The sequence below is a fragment of the Streptomyces sp. NPDC050548 genome, assembly GCF_044457385.1.
Lineage (GTDB): Bacteria > Actinomycetota > Actinomycetes > Streptomycetales > Streptomycetaceae > Streptomyces.
Map to the genome: position 1 here is coordinate 90,856 of NZ_JBITGV010000009.1, position 17,943 is coordinate 108,798.

12 protein-coding genes are annotated in these 17,943 nt (G+C 69.9%); 4 read left to right on the forward strand and 8 right to left on the reverse strand.

Annotated features, from left to right (window positions below; genetic code table 11):
* Nucleotides 1-71: 71 nt before the first annotated feature.
* Entirely contained in the window at nucleotides 72-1,682 is a 1,611-nt protein-coding gene (locus ACIBJH_RS24935; RefSeq protein ID WP_399119052.1) for an alpha/beta hydrolase, read from the forward strand.
* Here the strand turns inward: ACIBJH_RS24935 and asnB are convergent.
* The 3 genes from asnB to ACIBJH_RS24950 all read right to left on the reverse strand — a co-directional run bounded on the left by asnB (nucleotide 1,671) and on the right by ACIBJH_RS24950 (nucleotide 6,525).
* The gene (gene asnB, locus ACIBJH_RS24940) at nucleotides 1,671-3,512 is read right to left on the reverse strand and encodes an asparagine synthase (glutamine-hydrolyzing) (RefSeq protein WP_399119053.1); all 1,842 of its coding nucleotides are present in this window, start codon (nucleotides 3,510-3,512) and stop codon (nucleotides 1,671-1,673) included. The two genes, ACIBJH_RS24935 and asnB, sit on opposite strands and share 12 nt — an antisense overlap.
* Nucleotides 3,513-3,800: 288 nt before the next feature.
* Nucleotides 3,801-5,063, reverse strand: coding sequence for an arginine deiminase (locus tag ACIBJH_RS24945; protein ID WP_399119054.1), 1,263 nt, complete (start codon nucleotides 5,061-5,063; stop codon nucleotides 3,801-3,803).
* Nucleotides 5,064-5,097: 34 nt separating this feature from the next.
* Nucleotides 5,098-6,525: a basic amino acid/polyamine antiporter gene (locus ACIBJH_RS24950; RefSeq protein WP_399119055.1), complete on the reverse strand. Its 1,428-nt coding sequence runs from the start codon at nucleotides 6,523-6,525 to the stop codon at nucleotides 5,098-5,100.
* An 87-nt stretch (nucleotides 6,526-6,612) separates the two neighbouring features.
* Between ACIBJH_RS24950 and ACIBJH_RS24955 the strand changes: the two genes are divergently transcribed.
* Together ACIBJH_RS24955 and ACIBJH_RS24960 are read left to right on the forward strand one after the other, a co-directional pair.
* Nucleotides 6,613-7,713 carry a chemotaxis protein gene (locus ACIBJH_RS24955; RefSeq protein ID WP_399119056.1) on the forward strand — a complete coding sequence of 367 codons (1,101 nt, stop codon included), beginning with the start codon at nucleotides 6,613-6,615 and terminating at the stop codon, nucleotides 7,711-7,713.
* A gap of 81 nt (nucleotides 7,714-7,794) precedes the next feature.
* Nucleotides 7,795-8,820 (forward strand): Gfo/Idh/MocA family protein, encoded by a 1,026-nt coding sequence (locus ACIBJH_RS24960; protein WP_399119057.1) that lies wholly within the window; start codon nucleotides 7,795-7,797, stop codon nucleotides 8,818-8,820.
* Here ACIBJH_RS24960 and ACIBJH_RS24965 read toward each other — a convergent pair.
* The 3 genes from ACIBJH_RS24965 to ACIBJH_RS24975 all read right to left on the reverse strand — a co-directional run bounded on the left by ACIBJH_RS24965 (nucleotide 8,810) and on the right by ACIBJH_RS24975 (nucleotide 12,472).
* A complete protein-coding gene (locus ACIBJH_RS24965) occupies nucleotides 8,810-10,840 on the reverse strand; it encodes a phosphocholine-specific phospholipase C (protein ID WP_399119058.1) in 2,031 nt (676 codons plus the stop codon). The genes ACIBJH_RS24960 and ACIBJH_RS24965 overlap by 11 nt on opposite strands.
* Nucleotides 10,841-10,999: 159 nt before the next feature.
* Complete coding sequence (locus ACIBJH_RS24970) at nucleotides 11,000-11,413, reverse strand: SsgA family sporulation/cell division regulator (protein ID WP_399119059.1); 414 nt, start codon at nucleotides 11,411-11,413, stop codon at nucleotides 11,000-11,002.
* Nucleotides 11,414-11,521: 108 nt separating this feature from the next.
* Complete coding sequence (locus tag ACIBJH_RS24975; RefSeq protein WP_399119060.1) at nucleotides 11,522-12,472, reverse strand: LysR family transcriptional regulator; 951 nt, start codon at nucleotides 12,470-12,472, stop codon at nucleotides 11,522-11,524.
* A gap of 71 nt (nucleotides 12,473-12,543) precedes the next feature.
* On the opposite strand from ACIBJH_RS24975, the gene ACIBJH_RS24980 reads away from it, so the two are divergent.
* Nucleotides 12,544-13,431: an SDR family NAD(P)-dependent oxidoreductase gene (locus tag ACIBJH_RS24980; RefSeq protein WP_399119061.1), complete on the forward strand. Its 888-nt coding sequence runs from the start codon at nucleotides 12,544-12,546 to the stop codon at nucleotides 13,429-13,431.
* An 82-nt stretch (nucleotides 13,432-13,513) separates the two neighbouring features.
* Here the strand turns inward: ACIBJH_RS24980 and murJ are convergent, their stop codons facing one another.
* Together murJ and ACIBJH_RS24990 are read right to left on the reverse strand one after the other, a co-directional pair.
* Nucleotides 13,514-15,193, reverse strand: coding sequence for a murein biosynthesis integral membrane protein MurJ (gene murJ, locus ACIBJH_RS24985; RefSeq protein WP_399119063.1), 1,680 nt, complete (start codon nucleotides 15,191-15,193; stop codon nucleotides 13,514-13,516).
* A gap of 99 nt (nucleotides 15,194-15,292) precedes the next feature.
* Complete coding sequence (locus ACIBJH_RS24990) at nucleotides 15,293-17,572, reverse strand: M4 family metallopeptidase (protein ID WP_399119064.1); 2,280 nt, start codon at nucleotides 17,570-17,572, stop codon at nucleotides 15,293-15,295.
* Between the last annotated feature and the right edge of the window lie 371 nt (nucleotides 17,573-17,943).

Below are 17,943 nucleotides of genomic sequence, written 5' to 3' on the forward strand. Positions count from 1 at the left end.
GGAGGCGGGCCCCGTGAGGCCCGTTTATCGTGATCGAGGGCGCTGGTCACAGCGCGTCCTTGGAGGCATTGATGCTGGCCAGGCTGTCATCGCGGCCCGCGTTCCGGCGCTGCGCGTTCACCGGGGTCCTCACGCTGGCACTGCTCGGCGCGGGGCTGCCCACGCTCGCCACGGCCGACAACGGGCCGCGGCCCGACCTCTCCCGGTTCTACCGGCAGAAGGTGAAGTGGGCCGCGTGCAAGGACCCGGACGCACCCAAGGATCTGCAGTGCGGAAAGGTCACCGTCCCGCTCGACTACGCGAAGCCCGGCGGAGCCACGCTCGATCTCGCGCTCGCCCGCTACCGGGCGACCGGGAAGTCCCGGGGTTCCGTGTTGCTGAACTTCGGCGGTCCCGGCGGTGCCGGCGTCAGTGAACTCGCCTCGGACGGCAAGGAGTTCATGGATCTGACGAACGGCTACGACGTCGTCACCTTCGATCCGCGCGGTGTCGGCCAGTCCTCGCCCGTCAGTTGTGGCGCGGGCGCCGACCAGGGCTCGGCCGCCACGGACGAGGAACCGGCGGACATCGACAGCAGCGATCCGAAGGTCGTCCTCAAGCAGTTGCGGAAGGCTGCGGCCGTCTGCGCCAAGTACTCCGGCCCGGTCCTGCCCCACATAGGCACGGTCAACGCCTCCCGGGACCTGGACGTGATGCGCCAGGCCCTCGGCGACAAGAAGCTCAACTACCTCGGCTTCTCCTACGGAACGCGGCTCGGCGCGGTCTACGCGGCCCAATTCCCGAAGAAGGTGGGCCGGTTGGTGCTCGACGGAGTCGACACGCTCACCGAGCCGCTGTCCGAGCAGGGCAGGGCGGGCGCCGAGGGACAGCAGACGGCGCTGGAGGACTTCCTCAACTGGTGTGTGCAGGACATCGCCTGTCCTTTCGGCACGGACGCACGGTCGGCGCCGGACCGGGTCGTAGGGCTCGTCGACTCGCTCGACCAGGATCCGGTGCAGACGGACTTCGGCGACACCTTCTCCGGCCAGGACCTGGTGGGCGCCATCAGTCAGGCGCTGTACAGCAAGCAGTTGTGGCCGTCGCTGGAGCGTGCCATCGCCTCGCTGGTGGAGGACGGTGACACGCGCGCCGTGATGGCGTTCTCGTCCGGCGGGTCCGGGCTGCCCGGACTGCGGAGCGGTGGCGAGGAGTCGGGCGGCGGGCTCGTCGACGCGCAGAACGTCCCGCTCGACAACCTCCCGGCCGCGCTGATGGCCATCAACTGCGCCGACGACCCCGACCGCCCCACCGCCGAGCGGATCACCAAGGACCTGGCCGGACTGCGCGCCGAGTACCAGGCCGCGTCACCGGTCTTCGGCCGCTACCGGCTCACCGAGGTCCTGATGTGCTACGGCCGCCCCAAGGGCACCGACTACATCCGCGACGACGTGAAGAACGTGGACACGTCGAAGATGCTGCTCGTCGGCACCCGGGGCGACCCGGCGACGCCGTACCGCTGGACCGTGGAGACGGCACACCGGCTCGGCTCCTCGGCCGTGGTGCTCGACAACAAGGGTGAGGGCCACACCGGTTACGCGTCGTCCAAGTGTGTGCACACCAAGGTCAACGACTTCCTGCTGTACGGCTCGCTGCCGCCCAGCGGGAGCTCCTGCCAGCCGGACACCTCACCCTCAGGCGAGTGAGATCTCGGGCTTGTAGAGGTCGAGCCAGAGCGCCAGGTCGAGGGCGCGTTCCAGGCCGCGCCGGCCCGCCTGGGTGCTGATGGGGGCGTCGCGGTGGGCGATGCGGCGGAGCCTGTCGCGGTCCACGAGGTCGAAGACCGGGTGGGAGGGGCGGGCGAGCAGGTCCTTGGCGTGGTCCTGGAGGGCGACCGCGTACTTGGGGTCCTGGGTGGACGGGTACGGGCTCTTGACCCGGTCGTACACGGATTTCGGGAGGACGTCCGCGGTGGCCTCCCGGAGCAGGGTCTTCTCCCGGCCGTCGTAGGACTTGAGGGACCAGGGCGTGTTGTAGACGTACTCGACGAGCCGGTGGTCGCAGAACGGCACCCTGACCTCCAGTCCGACCGCCATGCTCGCGCGGTCCTTGCGGTCGAGCAGGATGCGCACGAAGCGGGTGAGGTGGAGGTGGCAGATGCGCCGCATGCCGTACTCGAAGTCGCTCTCGCCGTCGAGGCGTTGGACACCCGCGACGGCGGTGCGGTAGCCGTCCGCGATGTACGACGGCGTGTCCAGTGCCTCGGTCAGGTCCGTGCGCAGGACGTCGGAGTCGTCCCCGAAGTCCCGGCCGAAGCGCACCAGCCAGGGGAAGGTGGCGGCGCGCCGGGCCTCCTCGTCGAAGAACTGCTGGTAGCCGCCGAACACCTCGTCGGCGGACTCTCCGGACAGGGCGACGGTGGACTGGTCGCGGATGGCGCGGAACAACAGGTACAGCGAGGAGTCCATGTCGCCGAAGCCCATGGGGAGATCGCGGGCGCGGATCGTCTTCGCCCGTACGTCGAGATCGGCCAGGGCGTGCGCGTCGAGCACGATGTCCTGGTGGTCGGTGCCCGAGGCGCGGGCCACGTCGTGGACGTACGGCGTGTCGGGGGTGCCGCGGAGCTGGTCGGCGACGAAGTTCTCGCTCTGGCCGACGAAGTCGACGGCGAAACTGCGCACCTTCTCGCCGTGCACACCGAGTTGGCGGGCGGCGATGGCGGTCATGGCGGAGGAGTCGAGGCCGCCGGAGAGCAGGGTGCAGCGGGGCACGTCGGCGACGAGCTGGCGGCGCACGATGTCGTCCAGGAGGGTGCGGACGGTCGCGACGGTGGTGTCGCGGTCGTCGGTGTGCGGGCGGGTCTCCAACTGCCAGTAGGTACGGCGGCGCAGGCCCGCGCGGTCGACGGTGACGACGGTGCCGGGCTCGACCTCGAACATGCCGTCCCAGATGGCGTGTTGGGGTGTCTTGATCATGGTGAAGAGTTCCCGCAGGCCGTCCAGAGTGACCCTGGCGCGGGCGAGCGGGTTGGCGAGGATCGCTTTGGGCTCGGAGCCGAAGAGGACGCCGTCGGAGGTGGGGTGGCAGTAGAAGGGCTTGATGCCCATGCGGTCCCGGATCATGACGAGTTGATCGCGACGGCCGTCCCAGATCGCGAAGGCGTACATGCCGTTGAGGCGTTCGGCGACGGCGTCGCCCCATTCGAGATAGCCGCGCAGGACGACCTCGGTGTCGGAGTCGGTGGTGAACCGGTGTCCCCTGTCGGCGAGTTGGCGGCGCAGTTCGGTGAAGTTGTAGGTCTCCCCCGAGTAGACGAGGGCGACCGTGCCGTCCGCCGTGTCGGCGGTCATGGGCTGGTGCCCGCCGGGCAGGTCGATGATCGCGAGCCGGCGGTGTCCGAGGGCGGCGGGGCCCTGTGCCCAGACGCCCCGGTCGTCCGGGCCGCGGCAGGCCATCGTCTCGGTCATTGCATCCAATGTCGCGGCCTCGGTGCGCAGTTCACGGTCGAAGGAGACCCATCCGGTGATGCCGCACATGCGTTACCTCCCGCGTCCGGCCGGCCGGGGAGTCCCGGATCACCTGCGTGTTTCCGAGTGTGGGGAACCCCCGGCCGAACCAGTTGTATCTAGCACCTACATGTCGAGCGTGGGGCACACCCATGAAGCCGGTCAACATGTCCGTAACCTGAACGGCCGCGCCACCCCACCGCTTTCGGCCGTGCTTTGCGTCCGCGAGATCCGCCGACCGGCGTCCCACCGGGCGGTGCTCGTCAGGAACCGGCCACGGGCAAAGAGTTCACCAACATCCCTGGTTCGCCCGGCAGTTCAGAACTCCACCGGGTCGCGCACGATCGGGCAGGTCATGCAGTGGCCGCCGCCCCGGCCGCGCCCCAACTCGGCGCCGACGATCGTGATGACCTCGACGCCGGCCTTGCGCAGCAGGGTGTTGGTCTGGGTGTTGCGGTCGTAGGTGAAGACCACGCCCGGTTCCAGCGCGACCGCATTGTTGCCGCTGTCCCACTGCTGGCGCTCGGAGGCGTAGATGTCACCGCCCGTCTCGACGACCCGCAGCTCGGGCAGGCCGAGCGCCTTGGCGACGACGTCGGTGAAGGGGGTCGGGCCCTCGTCGACGATGTCGAGGCCGGGTCCCTTGGTGCCGGGGCGCAGGGAGAAGGTGTGGACGGCGTCCATGATCGCCGGGTACAGGGTGACCAGATCGCGATCGGCGAAGGTGAAGACGGTGTCGAGGTGCATCGCGGAGCGCAGCTTCGGCATACCGGCCACGACGACGTGCTCCGCGGCGCCCAGGTCGAAGAGCGCCTTGGCGACCTGGGTGATGGCCTGGCGCGAGGTGCGTTCGCTCATGCCCATGAGGACTACGCCGTTGCCGACGGGCATGATGTCGCCGCCCTCGAACGTGGCCTGCCCCCAGTCGAGTTCGGGGTCGCCCCACCAGACGAGGGAACCCGCGAAGTCCGGGTGGAAGGTGTAGATCGCCTTCATCAGCAGGGTCTCGTCGTGCCGGGCGGGCCAGTAGAGCGGGTTGAGGGTGAGGCCGCCGTAGAGCCAGCAGGTCGTGTCGCGGGTGTAGAGGGTGTTGGGCAGCGGCGGCATCAGGTACTCGCGGACACCGGTCGACTCGCGGGCGAGGGCGACGTAGTCGGAGCGGTAGTCGTCCGGGAGGTCGGTGGTGGCGAGGCCGCCGATCAAGTACTTGGCCAGTTCGGCCGGTTCGAGGCTCTCCAGGTAGGCGCGGGTCGCGTCGATGAGGCCCAGGCCGACCTCGTTGGCGACGATCTTCCGGTCCAGGAGCCAGTCCTTGGCCGCGGGGATCGTCATGGTCTGGGCGAGCAGTTCGTGCAACTCGACGACGTCCACGCCGCGTTCGCGGAGTTTGTTGACGAAGTCGGCGTGGTCGCGCTGGGCGTTCTCGACCCACATCACGTCGTCGAAGAGCAGGTCGTCGGAGTTGGTCGGGGTGAGCCTGCGATGGGCCAGGCCCGGTGCGCAGACCAGCACCTTGCGCAGTCGGCCGACCTCGGAGTGGACGCCGTACTCATGTCGGTCCACGGTGTCTGGGTTGGTCACGGTGCGCACACCTTTCCGGAGGTCGAAGGCGGGGTCAGAGGCTGATCCAGCCCGCTGCCAGGGCGACGACGCCGACAACGGCACCACCGGCCGAGACGGCGAGGATCACCAGTTCGCGGGCCGAGAAGGGCGAACGCCCCTGCTCCCTGCGGGCCTTGACGAACAGGAAGGTGGCGGGCGCGTAGATGATGAACGAGACGAGGAGGTACTTGAAGCCGGCCGCGTAGATCAGGAACGCGGTGTAGACGGTGGCGAGCCCGGCGATCACCAACTCGCCTCGCCCGCCCCGGTTTTCGGCGACCGCGATCTTCACGGCGAAGCCCGCCGCCAGCAGGAACGGGATCAGCGTCAGCGAACTGGTCAGGTCCAGCGCGAAGTTGAAGGCGTCGTCGGAGAAGTAGGTGACGACCAGCACGACTTGGCTGAGCAGGGTGGTCATCACCAGGGCGGGCACGGGCACGTCGGCCGCCGTGGACTTCTTCAGGAAGCGCGGCATGTCGTCGTCCTTGGCGGCGACGAACAGCACCTCGGCGGCCATCAACGTCCAGGCGAGATAGGCGCCCAGCACCGAGACGATCAACCCGACGCTGACGAAGACCTTCCCCCAGGTGCCCACCGCGTACTCCAGCACTCCCGCCATGGAGGGCTGCCGCAGTTCGGCGATCTCACCCATCGGCATCAGGCCGTACGACACGATCGTGACCGACGCGAAGACGGCGAAGACGCTGAGGAAGCCGAGGACGGTGGCGCGGCCGACGTCCTCGCGGCGGCGGGCGTGCCGGGAGTAGACGCTGGCGCCCTCGACGCCCAGGAACACGAAGACGGTGGCCAGCATGGTGCCCTTGACCTGCTGGAACAGGGAGCCCGCGTAGTCCGCGCCGCCGAAGTTCTCGGCGAAGACATGGGGCTTGAGGTAGAAGAGCGCGAGGACGACGAAGACGAGGATCGGCACGACCTTGGCGACGGTGACGATCCGGTTGATCGCCGCCGCCTCCTTCACTCCGCGGCTGATCAGCAGGAAGAAGAGCCACAGTCCGGCCGAGGAGAGGACCACCGCGAGGACGGTGTCGCCCTCGCCGAGGGAGGGTGCGATGGTGCCGATCGTCGACATGATCAGCACCCAGTACGTCACGTTGCCGACGCAGGCGCTGGCCCAGTAGCCGAACGCGGCGAAGAAGCCGAGGTACTCGCCGAAACCGGCCTTGGCGTAGGCGTAGACACCGGCGTCGAGGTCGGGTCTGCGGACGGCGAGGGTCTGGAAGACGAAGGCCAGCATCAGCATTCCGGTACCGGCGACGGCCCAGGCGATGAGGGCGCCGGCCACGCCCGTCTCCTGCGCGAATCTGCGCGGGAGCGAGAACACTCCGGCCCCGACCATGGAGCCGACCACCATGGTGGTCAGCGTCGGCAGGGTCAGCTTGGCGGCCGTGGTCCGGGTGTCGGCAGTGGCGGCTTGCGTCACTCGTGGGACGTTAGCAACCATTTGCCCCAATTGCCTGGCGGGCTTCCCCCATATGCCCCATCCGCCGATCGGCCCTATCGTGCTGTTATGGAGCACGCACTGAGTCCCGCCACCCTGACCGAACTGCGGCGCCCGCGCCCCTACCCCGCGGTCTCCGTGCTCACCCCGACACATCGTCGCGAGCCCGACAACGCCCAGGATCCGGTCCGGCTGCGCAATGTGCTGGCCGAGGCCAAGAAGCAGCTGGAGGCCGATCCCGCGGTCCCCCGGGACCGGCGGATCGACGTCGTCCGCCAGCTCGACCAGGCCCTCGCCGAGATCGATCTCGCACACACCGAGGACGGTCTGGTGATCTTCGCCGCGCCGGGCGAGCACCAGGTGTGGTCCCTCGCCAGATCGGTGCCGGAACGTGTGGTGCTCTCCGACACCTTCCTCACCCGCAACCTCGTCTCCGCGCAGGCCTCCGAGCGGCCGTTCTGGGTGCTCTCGGTCTCCGCGGACTGCGTCACGCTGTGGAACGGCGGTGTCGACCGGGTCACCGAGGCCCACACCGGCGGCTTCCCGCTGACCCGCGACCACCGGGACAACTTCGACGCCGAGCGCCAGGAGCGCATCGGCGACATCCCGAGCACCTTCCGCGACGAGGACACCCGGCACTTCCTGCGCGAGGCCGACACCGCGATGGGCCGGATCCTGCGCGAGCACCGGCGCCCGCTCTACATCACCGGCGAGCAGGCGGCCCTCTCGGCACTCGACGAGGTGGGCAGCGCCACCAAGGGCGCGGCGCACATCCCCCACGGCGGTCTCGCCCACGGCACACCCGACGCGGTGTGGCAGGCGGTACGGCCACTGGTCGACGCCGAGGCCCGGAACAACACCGTCACGGTGACCCGGGAACTCGAATCGGCGCGCGGGCGCAAGGAGTTCGCGGCCGGCGTGGACGAGGTCTGGCAGAACGCCCGCGAGGGCCGGGTCCGGCTGCTGGCCGTCGAGGAGAACTACCGCGTCACGGTCCGCGACGACCACGGCGACCATCTGGTCCCGGCCGGGAGCGGCGACCTCGACGCCCGCGAGGACATCGTGGACGAGATCGTCGAACAGTGCCTGGAGACCGGCGCCGAGGTCCGCTTCGTCCCCGACGGCACGTTGAACGACGCGGCCGGCATCGCGGGCGTACTGCGCTACTGAGGCCGTCTGTTCGTCCCCGAGGTCGCCTCTCCCCCGCGGCGTACGCTACGGCGTGATCGTCGACGTAGAGGGAGAGCACACGTGGGTGACCTGCTGGGCGTGGCCGTGCTGGGTGCGGGACACATGGGAGCCGACCACATACGACGCCTCGACCAGGTGGTGAGCGGAGCGAGGGTGGCCGCGGTGGCCGACCCGGACACCGAGCGCGCCAAGGAGGCGGCGGCCGGTCTGGAAGCGGTCTCGGTGCACGAGGACGCCGTGGCCGCGCTGGACGCCCCCGGTGTCGAGGCGGTGCTCATCGCCTCGCCGGGTCCCGCGCACGAGGAGGCGCTGCTCGCGGCCTTCGCGCGCGGGCTGCCGGTGCTGTGCGAGAAGCCGATGGTCCCCGACTCCACCGGAGCGCTGCGGGTGGTGGAGGCCGAGGCGCGGCTCGGGCGGCGGCTGGCGCAGATCGGGTTCATGCGGCGCTACGACACCGAGTACCAGCACCTCAAGTCCCTTCTGGACAGCGGCCGGTTGGGACGCCCGCTGATCCTGCACTGCACCCACCGCAATGTGTCCTCACCGCCCTACTTCACGTCGGCGATGCTCATCGACAGTTCGGTCTCGCACGAGATCGACGCGGCCCGCTGGCTGCTCGGTCAGGAACTCACGGCGGTGACGGTGCTCAGCCCTCGCTCGTCGGCGAATGCCCCGGAGGGGCTGATCGACCCGCAGCTCGTGCTCTTCGAGACCGAGGGCGGCGCCCTGGTCGACGTCGAGGTCTTCGTCAACTCCGGCTTCGGCTACCAGGTGCGCTGCGAGGCCGTGTGCGAGGCGGGCAGTGCCCGGATCGGCGAGGACCGCACGATGGTCGTCACCACGCACGGCAGCGCGCACGAGGACGTCCCGCTGGACTATCTCGTGCGGTTCGCGGACGCCTACGACCGTGAGGTGCAGTCCTGGGTGGACGCCACCCGGCAGGGTCGGGTCACCGGCCCGAGCGCCTGGGACGGCTACGCGTCCTCCGTGGTCGCCGAGGCCGGGGTCCGGGCGCTGGAGAGCGGCGGCCGGGTGACCGTCGAACTCGCCCCGCGCCCGGAGCTGTACGCCGACGTCAGCCGCTGACGCTGGCCGCGCCCGACTCCAGGTGACCGGTGAACCGGCGCGACCAGGTCGCGTCGGAGTCGACGGTGACCGTGAAGTCGTACCAACCACCTTGGTAGGCAACGGCGTTGAAGAAGTCCTCCGTCGATCCGCCCGCGGCGACCGGGTGGGTCCACGGTCCGTCGCCGCGGTAGTGGTTGGAGGTGATGGTGAACTTCACGGCTACGGAGCCCGAGTTGACCATCTTGAAGTAGATCGCGAGCTTGCCGGTGCCCGACTCGACCGCGTAACGGGTGCTCACCTCAACGGACTTGCCCGCCTTCGTCGCGTCGCCCTGGAAGCGGCGCAGGAAGCGGTTGGGGCCGACCATGGAGAGGTCGTACTTGCCGCTGCCGTAGCCCGTACCGATGTTGAAGTAGTCGGAGGCGGTGCCGCCCGGGTCGATCGTGTACTGCCAGGGCGTGGTGTCGCGGTAGGCGTTGGGGTGGATGGAGAGATGGGCGGCGCTCTTGGCGGCGCCGCCCTGGTTGGCCATGGCGAACCAGGCGAGGATCTTGCCGCTCGACCCGAACTCCAGGTGATCCAGGTACCCGTTGGGCTGGTAGGGCAGCGCGCGGGCGGGCCGGGTGCCGGTCTCCTGCGTCGGCAGGGCGTTGTTCGTCGGCACCGGGTTGGGCAGCGGGCCGCAGGTGGAGATGCCGATGACGCTGGTCGCAGGCAACGACACCGCGCCGTAGACCGGATCGGCGAAGTCGAAGACTCCGGTCAGGTCGCCGCTGACCTTGCGGCGCCAGGTGCTGATGTTGGGGCAGGCGGCGGGTGTGCCGAGGGCGGTGGTCCAGGCCTCCAGGAAGCGGAGGACCGAGGTGTGCTCGAAGACCTCGGAGGAGACCCAACCGCCGCGAGTCCAGGGCGAGATGACGATCATCGGGACACGGAAGCCGAAGCCGTAGGGGACGCCGTTGAGGAACTCGCCGTCCGTGCCGGCGGGCGGGACGGGTGGCGGGACGTGGTCGAAGTAGCCGTCGTTCTCGTCGTAGTTGAGGAACAGGACGGTCGAGTCGAAGACGTCCGGGTCGGCGGCGAGGGCCTGGTAGACGAGGCCGATGAAGTGCGCGCCGTCGCCGGGCGGGGCGTAGGGGTGCTCGGAGAAGGCCTGGTTGGGGACGACCCAGGAGACCTGCGGGAGGGTGCCCGCGAGGACGTCGGCCTTGATGGCGGCGGCGATGTCGTCGGGGGTCGAGCCGGTGGTGGCCGGGACGGAGGACATCCCGCGGTCGTAAAGGGGGCTGCCCGCCTTGGAGTTGGCGAAGTTCTTGAAGTAGGCGCAGGCGTTGTCGCCGTAGTTGTCGGCCGCGTTCTGGTAGACCTTCCAGGTCACTCCGGCGTTCTGCAGTGCCTCGGCGTAGTTCTGCCAGGTCAGGCCGGACTCGTCACCGCCGTCGTAGCTGGCGGAGTCGACCTTGCCGCTCCACAGATAGGTGCGGTTGGGGCCGGTCGCGCTGAGGGTGGAGCAGAAGTAGGCGTCGCAGACGGTGTAGTTGTCGGCGAGCGCGTAGTGGAAGGGGATGTCGGCGCGGTCGAGGTAGCCGAGCGAGCGGATGTTGCCGACGCCGGAGACCCAGTTGTCGAGGCGGCCCTTGTTCCACGCGGAGTGCTGCGAGGACCAGGAGTGCGGCAGGTCGCCGTTGCACTGCGCGAGGGTCTCGCCGTCCTTGCCGCCCGCGGCCGGGGTGGCGCTGAGCTTCCAGGGGTACTGACGGCCGCCGCCGTTGGGCTGGTTGAAGACCGGGTAGCCGCCGCTGAGGGTGATGCCGCTGCGGTCGTCGAAGCCGCGGACGCCTTTGAGGCGCCCGAAGTAGTGGTCGAAGCTGCGGTTCTCCTGCATGAGGATCACCACGTGTTTCACGTCCGAGATCGTGCCGGTCGCCGTCCGCGTCCGCTGCGCGGCGATCGCGGGTCGTACTCCGGTGCCCGTCGCCATGCCCGCCGCCATGGTGGCACCGAGCCCCACGAAGCCTCTTCGGCTGATCGGTGTCATGCGCTCCGCCCTCGTCACAGGCGTGCCCGAGCGGCACACCGCGCGCAAGGGTGCACGGGGTGATCGCCAAGGTCCATACCGGGGCGGTTAGATGGAGGTGAACAAAAGTCAAAGCCGCTGTCCTGACGCCGAGTTCGCCGTCCTGACGTCGAATTGGCCTCAGACGCTCCCGAACAGGGCGCTCAGCCCCCGGTCGACGACCGCGTCCATGTCCTCCTGTCCGGTGGCCACCACCTCGTAGGTCCGCAGCAGGAAGCGGCGCAGCGCCGGGGTGTGGAAGTGGAGCAGGGCGAGTCCGAACGGCGAGTGGAACTCCAGGACCGTACGGGCCAGGCCGCACGGCCACAGGTGCACGTCCCCGCTGCCGGCCGGGCGCCGCAGCCCCTCCTCCAACAGCGCCCGGGCGAAGGTCCAGGTGACCCCGTCACCGTCGAGGGACACCTCGGGTGGGAAGTCGAGGTGCACGGCCAGGGGGTCCGAGGTGAGATAGCGAAGCGTGGCCGACACGGGAATCTCGGTGTCGTCCGCCGTGATCAGCCGGGCTCGGGTGGGCTGTTCGAGGGTGATGTCCATGGTCGGTCTCCGCTATGGGTGAGGTCGGCCGAATAGCCGTGTACATGTACGACCTCGCAGGTGCCCGTTGCATTACGCCGAAGCTCGAATGAGTTGACGTGACCTGCATCACACCACCGCCGCGCCGCCCCCTTCGAGGGTCACGTCCCCGGCGTCGAGCGCGGCGAGACGGAGAGCGGACGCCACCCGGGTGACCGCCTCGGAGGGCGCCCCCGGAAGCCGCGCCAGCAGGAGTCGCCGCTGCTCCTGGGGTCCGCCGCGCACCGGCAGGACGCGAACGCCCGGCGGGACGGCGGGGGCGAGGGAGGCCGACACGGTCGTCAACCCGCAGCCCGCCGCGACCAGTTGGAGCTTGGCCAGCCAGTCGCGGGCGGTGTGGGCGATCTCGGGCCGTTCGTCGAGGCCGGGCCACACACCCATGAGCCGGTCCTCGCCGGAGGAGGAACCGGCGATCCAGCGCTGCCCGCGCAGGTCGGCCACGTCGACGAAGTCGGCGCGGGCCAGCGGATGGGTGGCGGGCACCGCGAGGTACAACGGGCGTTCGGTGAGGGTGCGCAGGATCAGCGGGGGTGATTCGGTGTCCGGCGGCCGGAACGGGGGCGCCGACGCCAGCAGGGCCAGATCGAGGCTGCCCGCCCGCAGGGCACGCACCAGTGCGGGGGTGCCGCCCTCCCGGCTGACGACATTCAGGTCGGGGTCGCTGCGGCGCAGGGCGAGCAGGACGCGGGGCAGCAGGGCCGCTCCGGCGCTGGGCAGCCAGCCCAGGCGGACGGTCGCGGCCTCGGTGGGCAGCCCGGACAGTTCGCGGGCAGTGGTGTCGATCTCGTCGAGCACGACCGTCGCCCTGCGCAGGACGATGCGGCCGGCCGGGGTCAGCCGTACGCCGTCGCGGCGCCGTTCCAGCAGTTCCGTCCCCGCGGCCCGCTCGATCGCGGCGATCTGCCGGGACACCGCCGACTGGGTGTAGCCCAGCGACACGGCGGCGGCCGTGAAGGTCCCCTGCTCGGCGACCGCGCGGAAGACGCGCAGGGCGGTGAGTGACACATCCGTGAAGTCCATGACGATTACGCATACCAGCTGTGCGTGACTTTCGTTGGACGCATGAATGTGATCGTTCCTACCGTGGAGGCATGAACGCTCCACGCATCGCCCTCGTCACGGGCGCCAACCAGGGACTCGGCCGCGCCCTCGTCGAAGGACTCGCGGCCCGCATGAGCCCCGACGACACCGTCCTGCTCACCGGCCGCGACGACCGGCGGGTCACCGACGCGGCCCGCGAGGTGGCCGGCCTGCCCGGCACCCGCAGCCGGGTGGAGGGCCGCGTCCTCGACGTCACCGACACCGACGCCATCGCCCACCTCGCCGACGAACTCCGGCAGCGCCACGGCGGGGTCGACATCGTGATCTCCAACGCCGTGACCCGCATGCTCCCCGGGGAGTCGCAGTCCGAGCGCGCCGACGAGTTCATCGACGTCTCCAACACCGCCACCCACGCGATGCTGCGCTCCTTCGGGCCGATCCTCCGCCCGGGCGGCCGGTTCCTCGTCGTGGCCAGCAGCCTCGGCACCCTCGGTCATCTCGACCCCGCGCTGCACGACCTGTTCGACGGCGCGAGCCTGGACCAGGTCGAGTACGCCGTCGAGTCCTGGCGCAGCGCCGTCCACCACCGGACCACGGCCGAGGCGGGCTGGCCGCTCTGGCTGAACGTGCCCTCGAAGGTGGCCCAGGTCGCCGCCGTCCGCGCGGTCGCCGCGGAGCGCCGCCAGGACGACCTGGCGAGCGACACCCTGGTCGCGTCCGTGTGCCCCGGCATGGTGGACACGGCCACCTCCCGCCCCTGGTTCGACGACTTCAGCCAGGCCAAGTCCCCGGCCGAGGCGGCCACGGCCGTGCTCGACCTCGTCCTCGCGGAGCACGTCGATCCCGCGCTCTACGGCGAACTGGTGCGCTTCGGCGCGGCCCTGGACTGGCACTCCGGCAAACCGCTGGTCGAGCAGGACCTGAAGCTCACCCCCTGACTTCCCGCCAACTGCCGCGCCTGCGCGACGAGTCGGAAACGGGGACACCCCGCCCTGGACCGCACGGGCCGGTGCCCGACGCTCACCCCAGTCCGGGCAGGCTCCGCAACTCTCCTGTCCGCAGCACCCGGGCCAGCAGCAGGAACAGCACGGCCATCGCCGTACCGCCCGCCGCCAGCGAGAGCGCCGGTGCCCAACTGTCCGCCGCCAGGCCCTGGTTGCAGACGCGGGCGAGGAGCCACCCGGCGCCTCCGGCGGCGGTGGCGGCCACGGTCAGTTTCGCGTAGGTGCGGCAGATCCGCCGTCCGTCGAGCAGTCCCGCCGTACGGCGCCGCAGGCGCAGCGCGGTCAGCAGCAGACCGATCCCGTACGACACGGCGTAGGCGCCGGCCATTCCGGTGACCGCCCAGCGCGCGGGGAGCAGGAAGTGGCAGGCCACGGCCAGCGCGATGTTGATGCCCGAGATCAACACGGCCATCCGGAACGGCGTTCGGGTGTCCTCGAAGGCGTAGAAGCCGCGCAGCAGGAGGTACTGGGCGGAGAAGGGGATCAGGCCGAGGCCGAAGGCCTGCAGCATGTGGCCCAGAGGGGCGGTGGTCGCGGCGTCGGCGGAGCCGTGGGCGAACAGGAGTTGGGCCGTCTGCGGGCCGAAGGCGAGGAAGAAGAAGGCGGCGGGGACGATGACGACACCGCTGACCCGCAGTGCGCGGGACAGATCGGCGCGCAGGTCGTCGAGGCGGTGCTCGGTCGCCGCCCGGCTCATGCGCGGAAGCAGCGCGGTCACCAGGGAGACGGTGACGATCGACTGGGGCAGCATCCAGATCTGCTGGGCGTAGCTGTAGGCGGTGTACCCGACGCCGTCGCGGGGCCGGGCCGCGTCGGCGGCGGAGGCCAGACGGGTCACCACCGTGCTCGCCGCCAGGTTGGTCAGCACGAACAGCAGTGTCCAGCGGGCCGCGTTGACGCTTTTGCGGAGCCCGGTGCCGCGCCAGTCGAAGCGTGGCCTGAACCGGAACCCGGCCGCCATCGCATAGGGAATCAGGGCGAGCGCCTGGACGGCGAGGGCGAGTGTCGTGCCGATGCCGAGTAGCCGGACCTGGGCGCCCGTGATGTCCGACACCTGTTCCGGCACGGTCAGCAGGCCCAGGTAGAGGCCGAACATGGTGATCAGGACGACGTTGTTGAGGACCGGGGTCCACATCATCGCGCCGAACCGGTCCCGGGCGTTGAGGACTTGGCCGAAGATGCTGAAGACGCCGTAGAGGAAGATCTGCGGAAGCAGGAACCGGGCGAAGACGACGGTCAGTCGGAACGCGTCGTGCGTGGCGGGGGTGTCGTGCTGGTAGACGCTGATGATCTCGGGGGCGGCCCAGGTGGCCAGCGCGGTGCCCACGCCGAGGACGCACAGCACGAGGGTGACCAGTCGCTGCTCGAACGCGGCGCCGCCGTCGGGGTGTTCGGTCCTGGCCCGGACCAACTGGGGTACCAGGACGGAGTTCAGGGCGCCGCCGATCAACAGGAAGTACAGGCTGGTCGGCACCGTGTTGGCCTGGTTGTAGGTGGTGGCCAGCAGTCCGGTGCCCAAAGCCGCGGCCTGAAGTACCTGACGTATCAGGCCGGTTGCGCGCGAGACCAGGGTTCCCGCCGCCATCAGCGCGGACGAACGCAGCAGTCCGCCCCCGCCTTCCGCCTTCTTCCGCGCGGCATGTCTGCGTCGGGTGTCCGAACGCTGTAACTCCTCGGGCTCTGTCTCCTCGATCATGGACACAATCTACGACGCCCGGTTGACGGCTCCGGCCGCGCCCACGTGGTGCGGGCGCGGCCGGGACCGTCAGGGACGGTCAGTCACACGGGCTGTGGGTCAGGGGGTCAGCTGCCACTGGTCGATGTAGCCGACGTCGATCGCCGCGTGGTCCTGGACCCGCAACTTCCAGGTGCCGTTGACCGGTTGGGCGGAGGCGTCGACGGTGAAGGTCTGGTCGATGTTGTCGGTGGAGCCGCCCGCGCGGTTCGACAGGGAGTAGACGGTGCCGTTCGGCCCGACGAGGTCGACGGTCAGGTCGCCCCGGTACGTGTGGATGATCTTGACGTACACCTGGGTGGTGGACGAGGCGTTGCCGTCGCGGCCGGTGACCGTGATCGGGGACTCCACGGCGGCGGCGTTGTCGGGGATGTCCACCCGGCTGCTGTTGGCGTAGATGTTCGCCACCCGCCAGGTGAAGGAGGCGGTGGCGCTCGCGCCGGTGTCGTCGGTGACGGTCACCGTGACGTCACTGCTCCCGAGGGTGGTCGGGATGCCGGAGATCAGACCGGTGCTGTCGATGGAGAGTCCGTCGGGCAGTCCCGTGGCCGAATAGGTCAGCCCCGCACCGGAGTTGGTGGTGTACGCGCTCATCTGGAGGGACACGGACTGGCCGACTCCGCTGATCTGGGCGGAGATCGGGGCCACGTTGACGCCGAGCGCGATCCGGCTGCCGACGTTGATCGCCGCCCACGCGTCGGCCACGGCGAGGTACGTCGGGCTGTACGCGCCGAACAGGTCCGCCGCGGCCTGGAGGGTCGCGGTGCGCGCTCCGGCGTAGTTGGTGGACGAGGTCATGTACGTGGTGAGCGCCCGGTACCAGACCTTCTGGGCGTTGTCGATGCCGATGCCGGCGACGGGCACGCCGTCGTAGGTGGGGCTGTCGTAGGAGACGCCGTTGACGGTCTTCGCGCCGCTGCCCTCGGACAGGAGGTAGAAGAGGTGGTTCGCCGGGCCGGAGGAGTAGTGGACGTCGACGCTGCCGAGCGTCGAGCTCCAGTAGTCGCGGGACGCGCCGTCCTTGGAGGGCTTGTCCATGTAACGCAGCGGTGTGCCGTTGCCGTTGATGTCGATCTTCTCGCCGACCAGGTAGTCGGGGACGTCGGCCGGCAGGTTCTCGTGGAACTCCACGGCGGCGGCGAAGATGTCCGAGGTGGCCTCGTTGAGACCGCCCGACTCACCGGAGTAGGTGAGGCCGGCGGTCGCCGCGGTGACGCCGTGGGTCATCTCGTGCGCGGCCACGTCCAGCGCGGTCAGCGGGTGGGTGTTGCCCGAGCCGTCGCCGTAGGTCATGCAGAAGCAGGTGTCGGACCAGAACGCGTTGACGTAGTTGCTGCCGTAGTGGGCTCGGCTGTAGGCGGCCACACCGTCGTTGCGTATGCCGTTGCGGCCGAAAACGTCCTTGTAGTAGTCCCAGGTGGCCGCGGCGCCGAACGCGACGTCCACGCCCGCGGTCTGGCGGTTGCTCGCGGTGCCGTCGCCCCAGACATCGTTGTCATCCGTAAACAGGGTGCCGGTGCCCGAGGTGCCCTGGTTCAGGTCGTAGGTCTTGTGTCCGGCGCGGTCGCCGTCGACGAGCTGGTACGTCGAGGTCGCCGGGTCGAGCGTGGTGCTGAGCGGGACCGATCCGTTGAACTGGCCGGTGCCGGTGCCCGTTTCGATGCCCTGGTACTGGAAGACGGCCTTGCCCGAGTCGGCGTCGGTGATCACGTGGAGTTCACTGGGGGTGCCGTCGTCCTGGAAGCCGCCGACCACCGCCTCCCAGGCGAGGACGGGCTTGGCTCCGGCGGCCCAGACGACGAGGCGCGGGGCGCCGTCGAGCTTGGCCTGCTCGCCGCCCTTCTTGGCCGCGGCCACGAGCGCCTTGGCCTTCACCGTCGCCGACGTCACGTTCGGGGTGATGTCCGCCAGCTTCAGGTCCGCCTTCGCGGCCTTCGTCACCGTGAGGCGGCCGCTCTTCGCGTGGACGACCAGGTCGCCGCCGAGGACGGGCAGTCCGGCGTACGTCCGCTCGTAGCGGGTGTGGGTGGTGCCGTCGGCGTCCTGCGTGACGTCCTTTACGACGAGCTTCTCCTTGGCCCCGAGGCCGAGGGTCTTCGCCGTGCTCCTGACGGCCGCGCCCGCGCTCTTGAGGAGGGCTGCGTGCTTCGCCGCCGTCAGCGTGGCCGGGGCGGCTCCGGCCCGGGGGGTGGCCAGGATCTTCGCCGGGGAGTGGCCGCCGCCGGGAACGGCGGAGGCGGCGCCGGTCTGCATACCGGCGGCCAGCAGGGTGCCGACCGCGGTGAGCACGAGGGCGGCGGTGTATCTGGGGTGGTGCGGATAACGGTCATGCCGGGTCAAGGCGTTCTCCTTATGTGGGGTGGTCGGACTCGGTGGAGTCCTGGAGAGCGGGTCGGGCCGGGGTACGGCCGTCCGGCGGCGCGCGGGTGCGAGGAGGAAGGGTGAGGAGGAAGTGAACGCTCGGTGAGCGTGGTGCACAGCAGCGTGGCATCACGCCCACAGAATTGTCATGGCTATAACAAAGCAACGGCTCAAAATGGCTGTTACGTACTGCGGATCACTCACCTGGGCAGCACTTTTCGGCCTCACACCGGACGTCGGCGCCGCATGCGAACACCAGGCCCTCGAACAGCTGGTTGAATGTCGACCCGAGGGGGTATCCAATCCCTCAACTCACGTACGGCGTCTACGACTTGCCTCACCAGGACAGC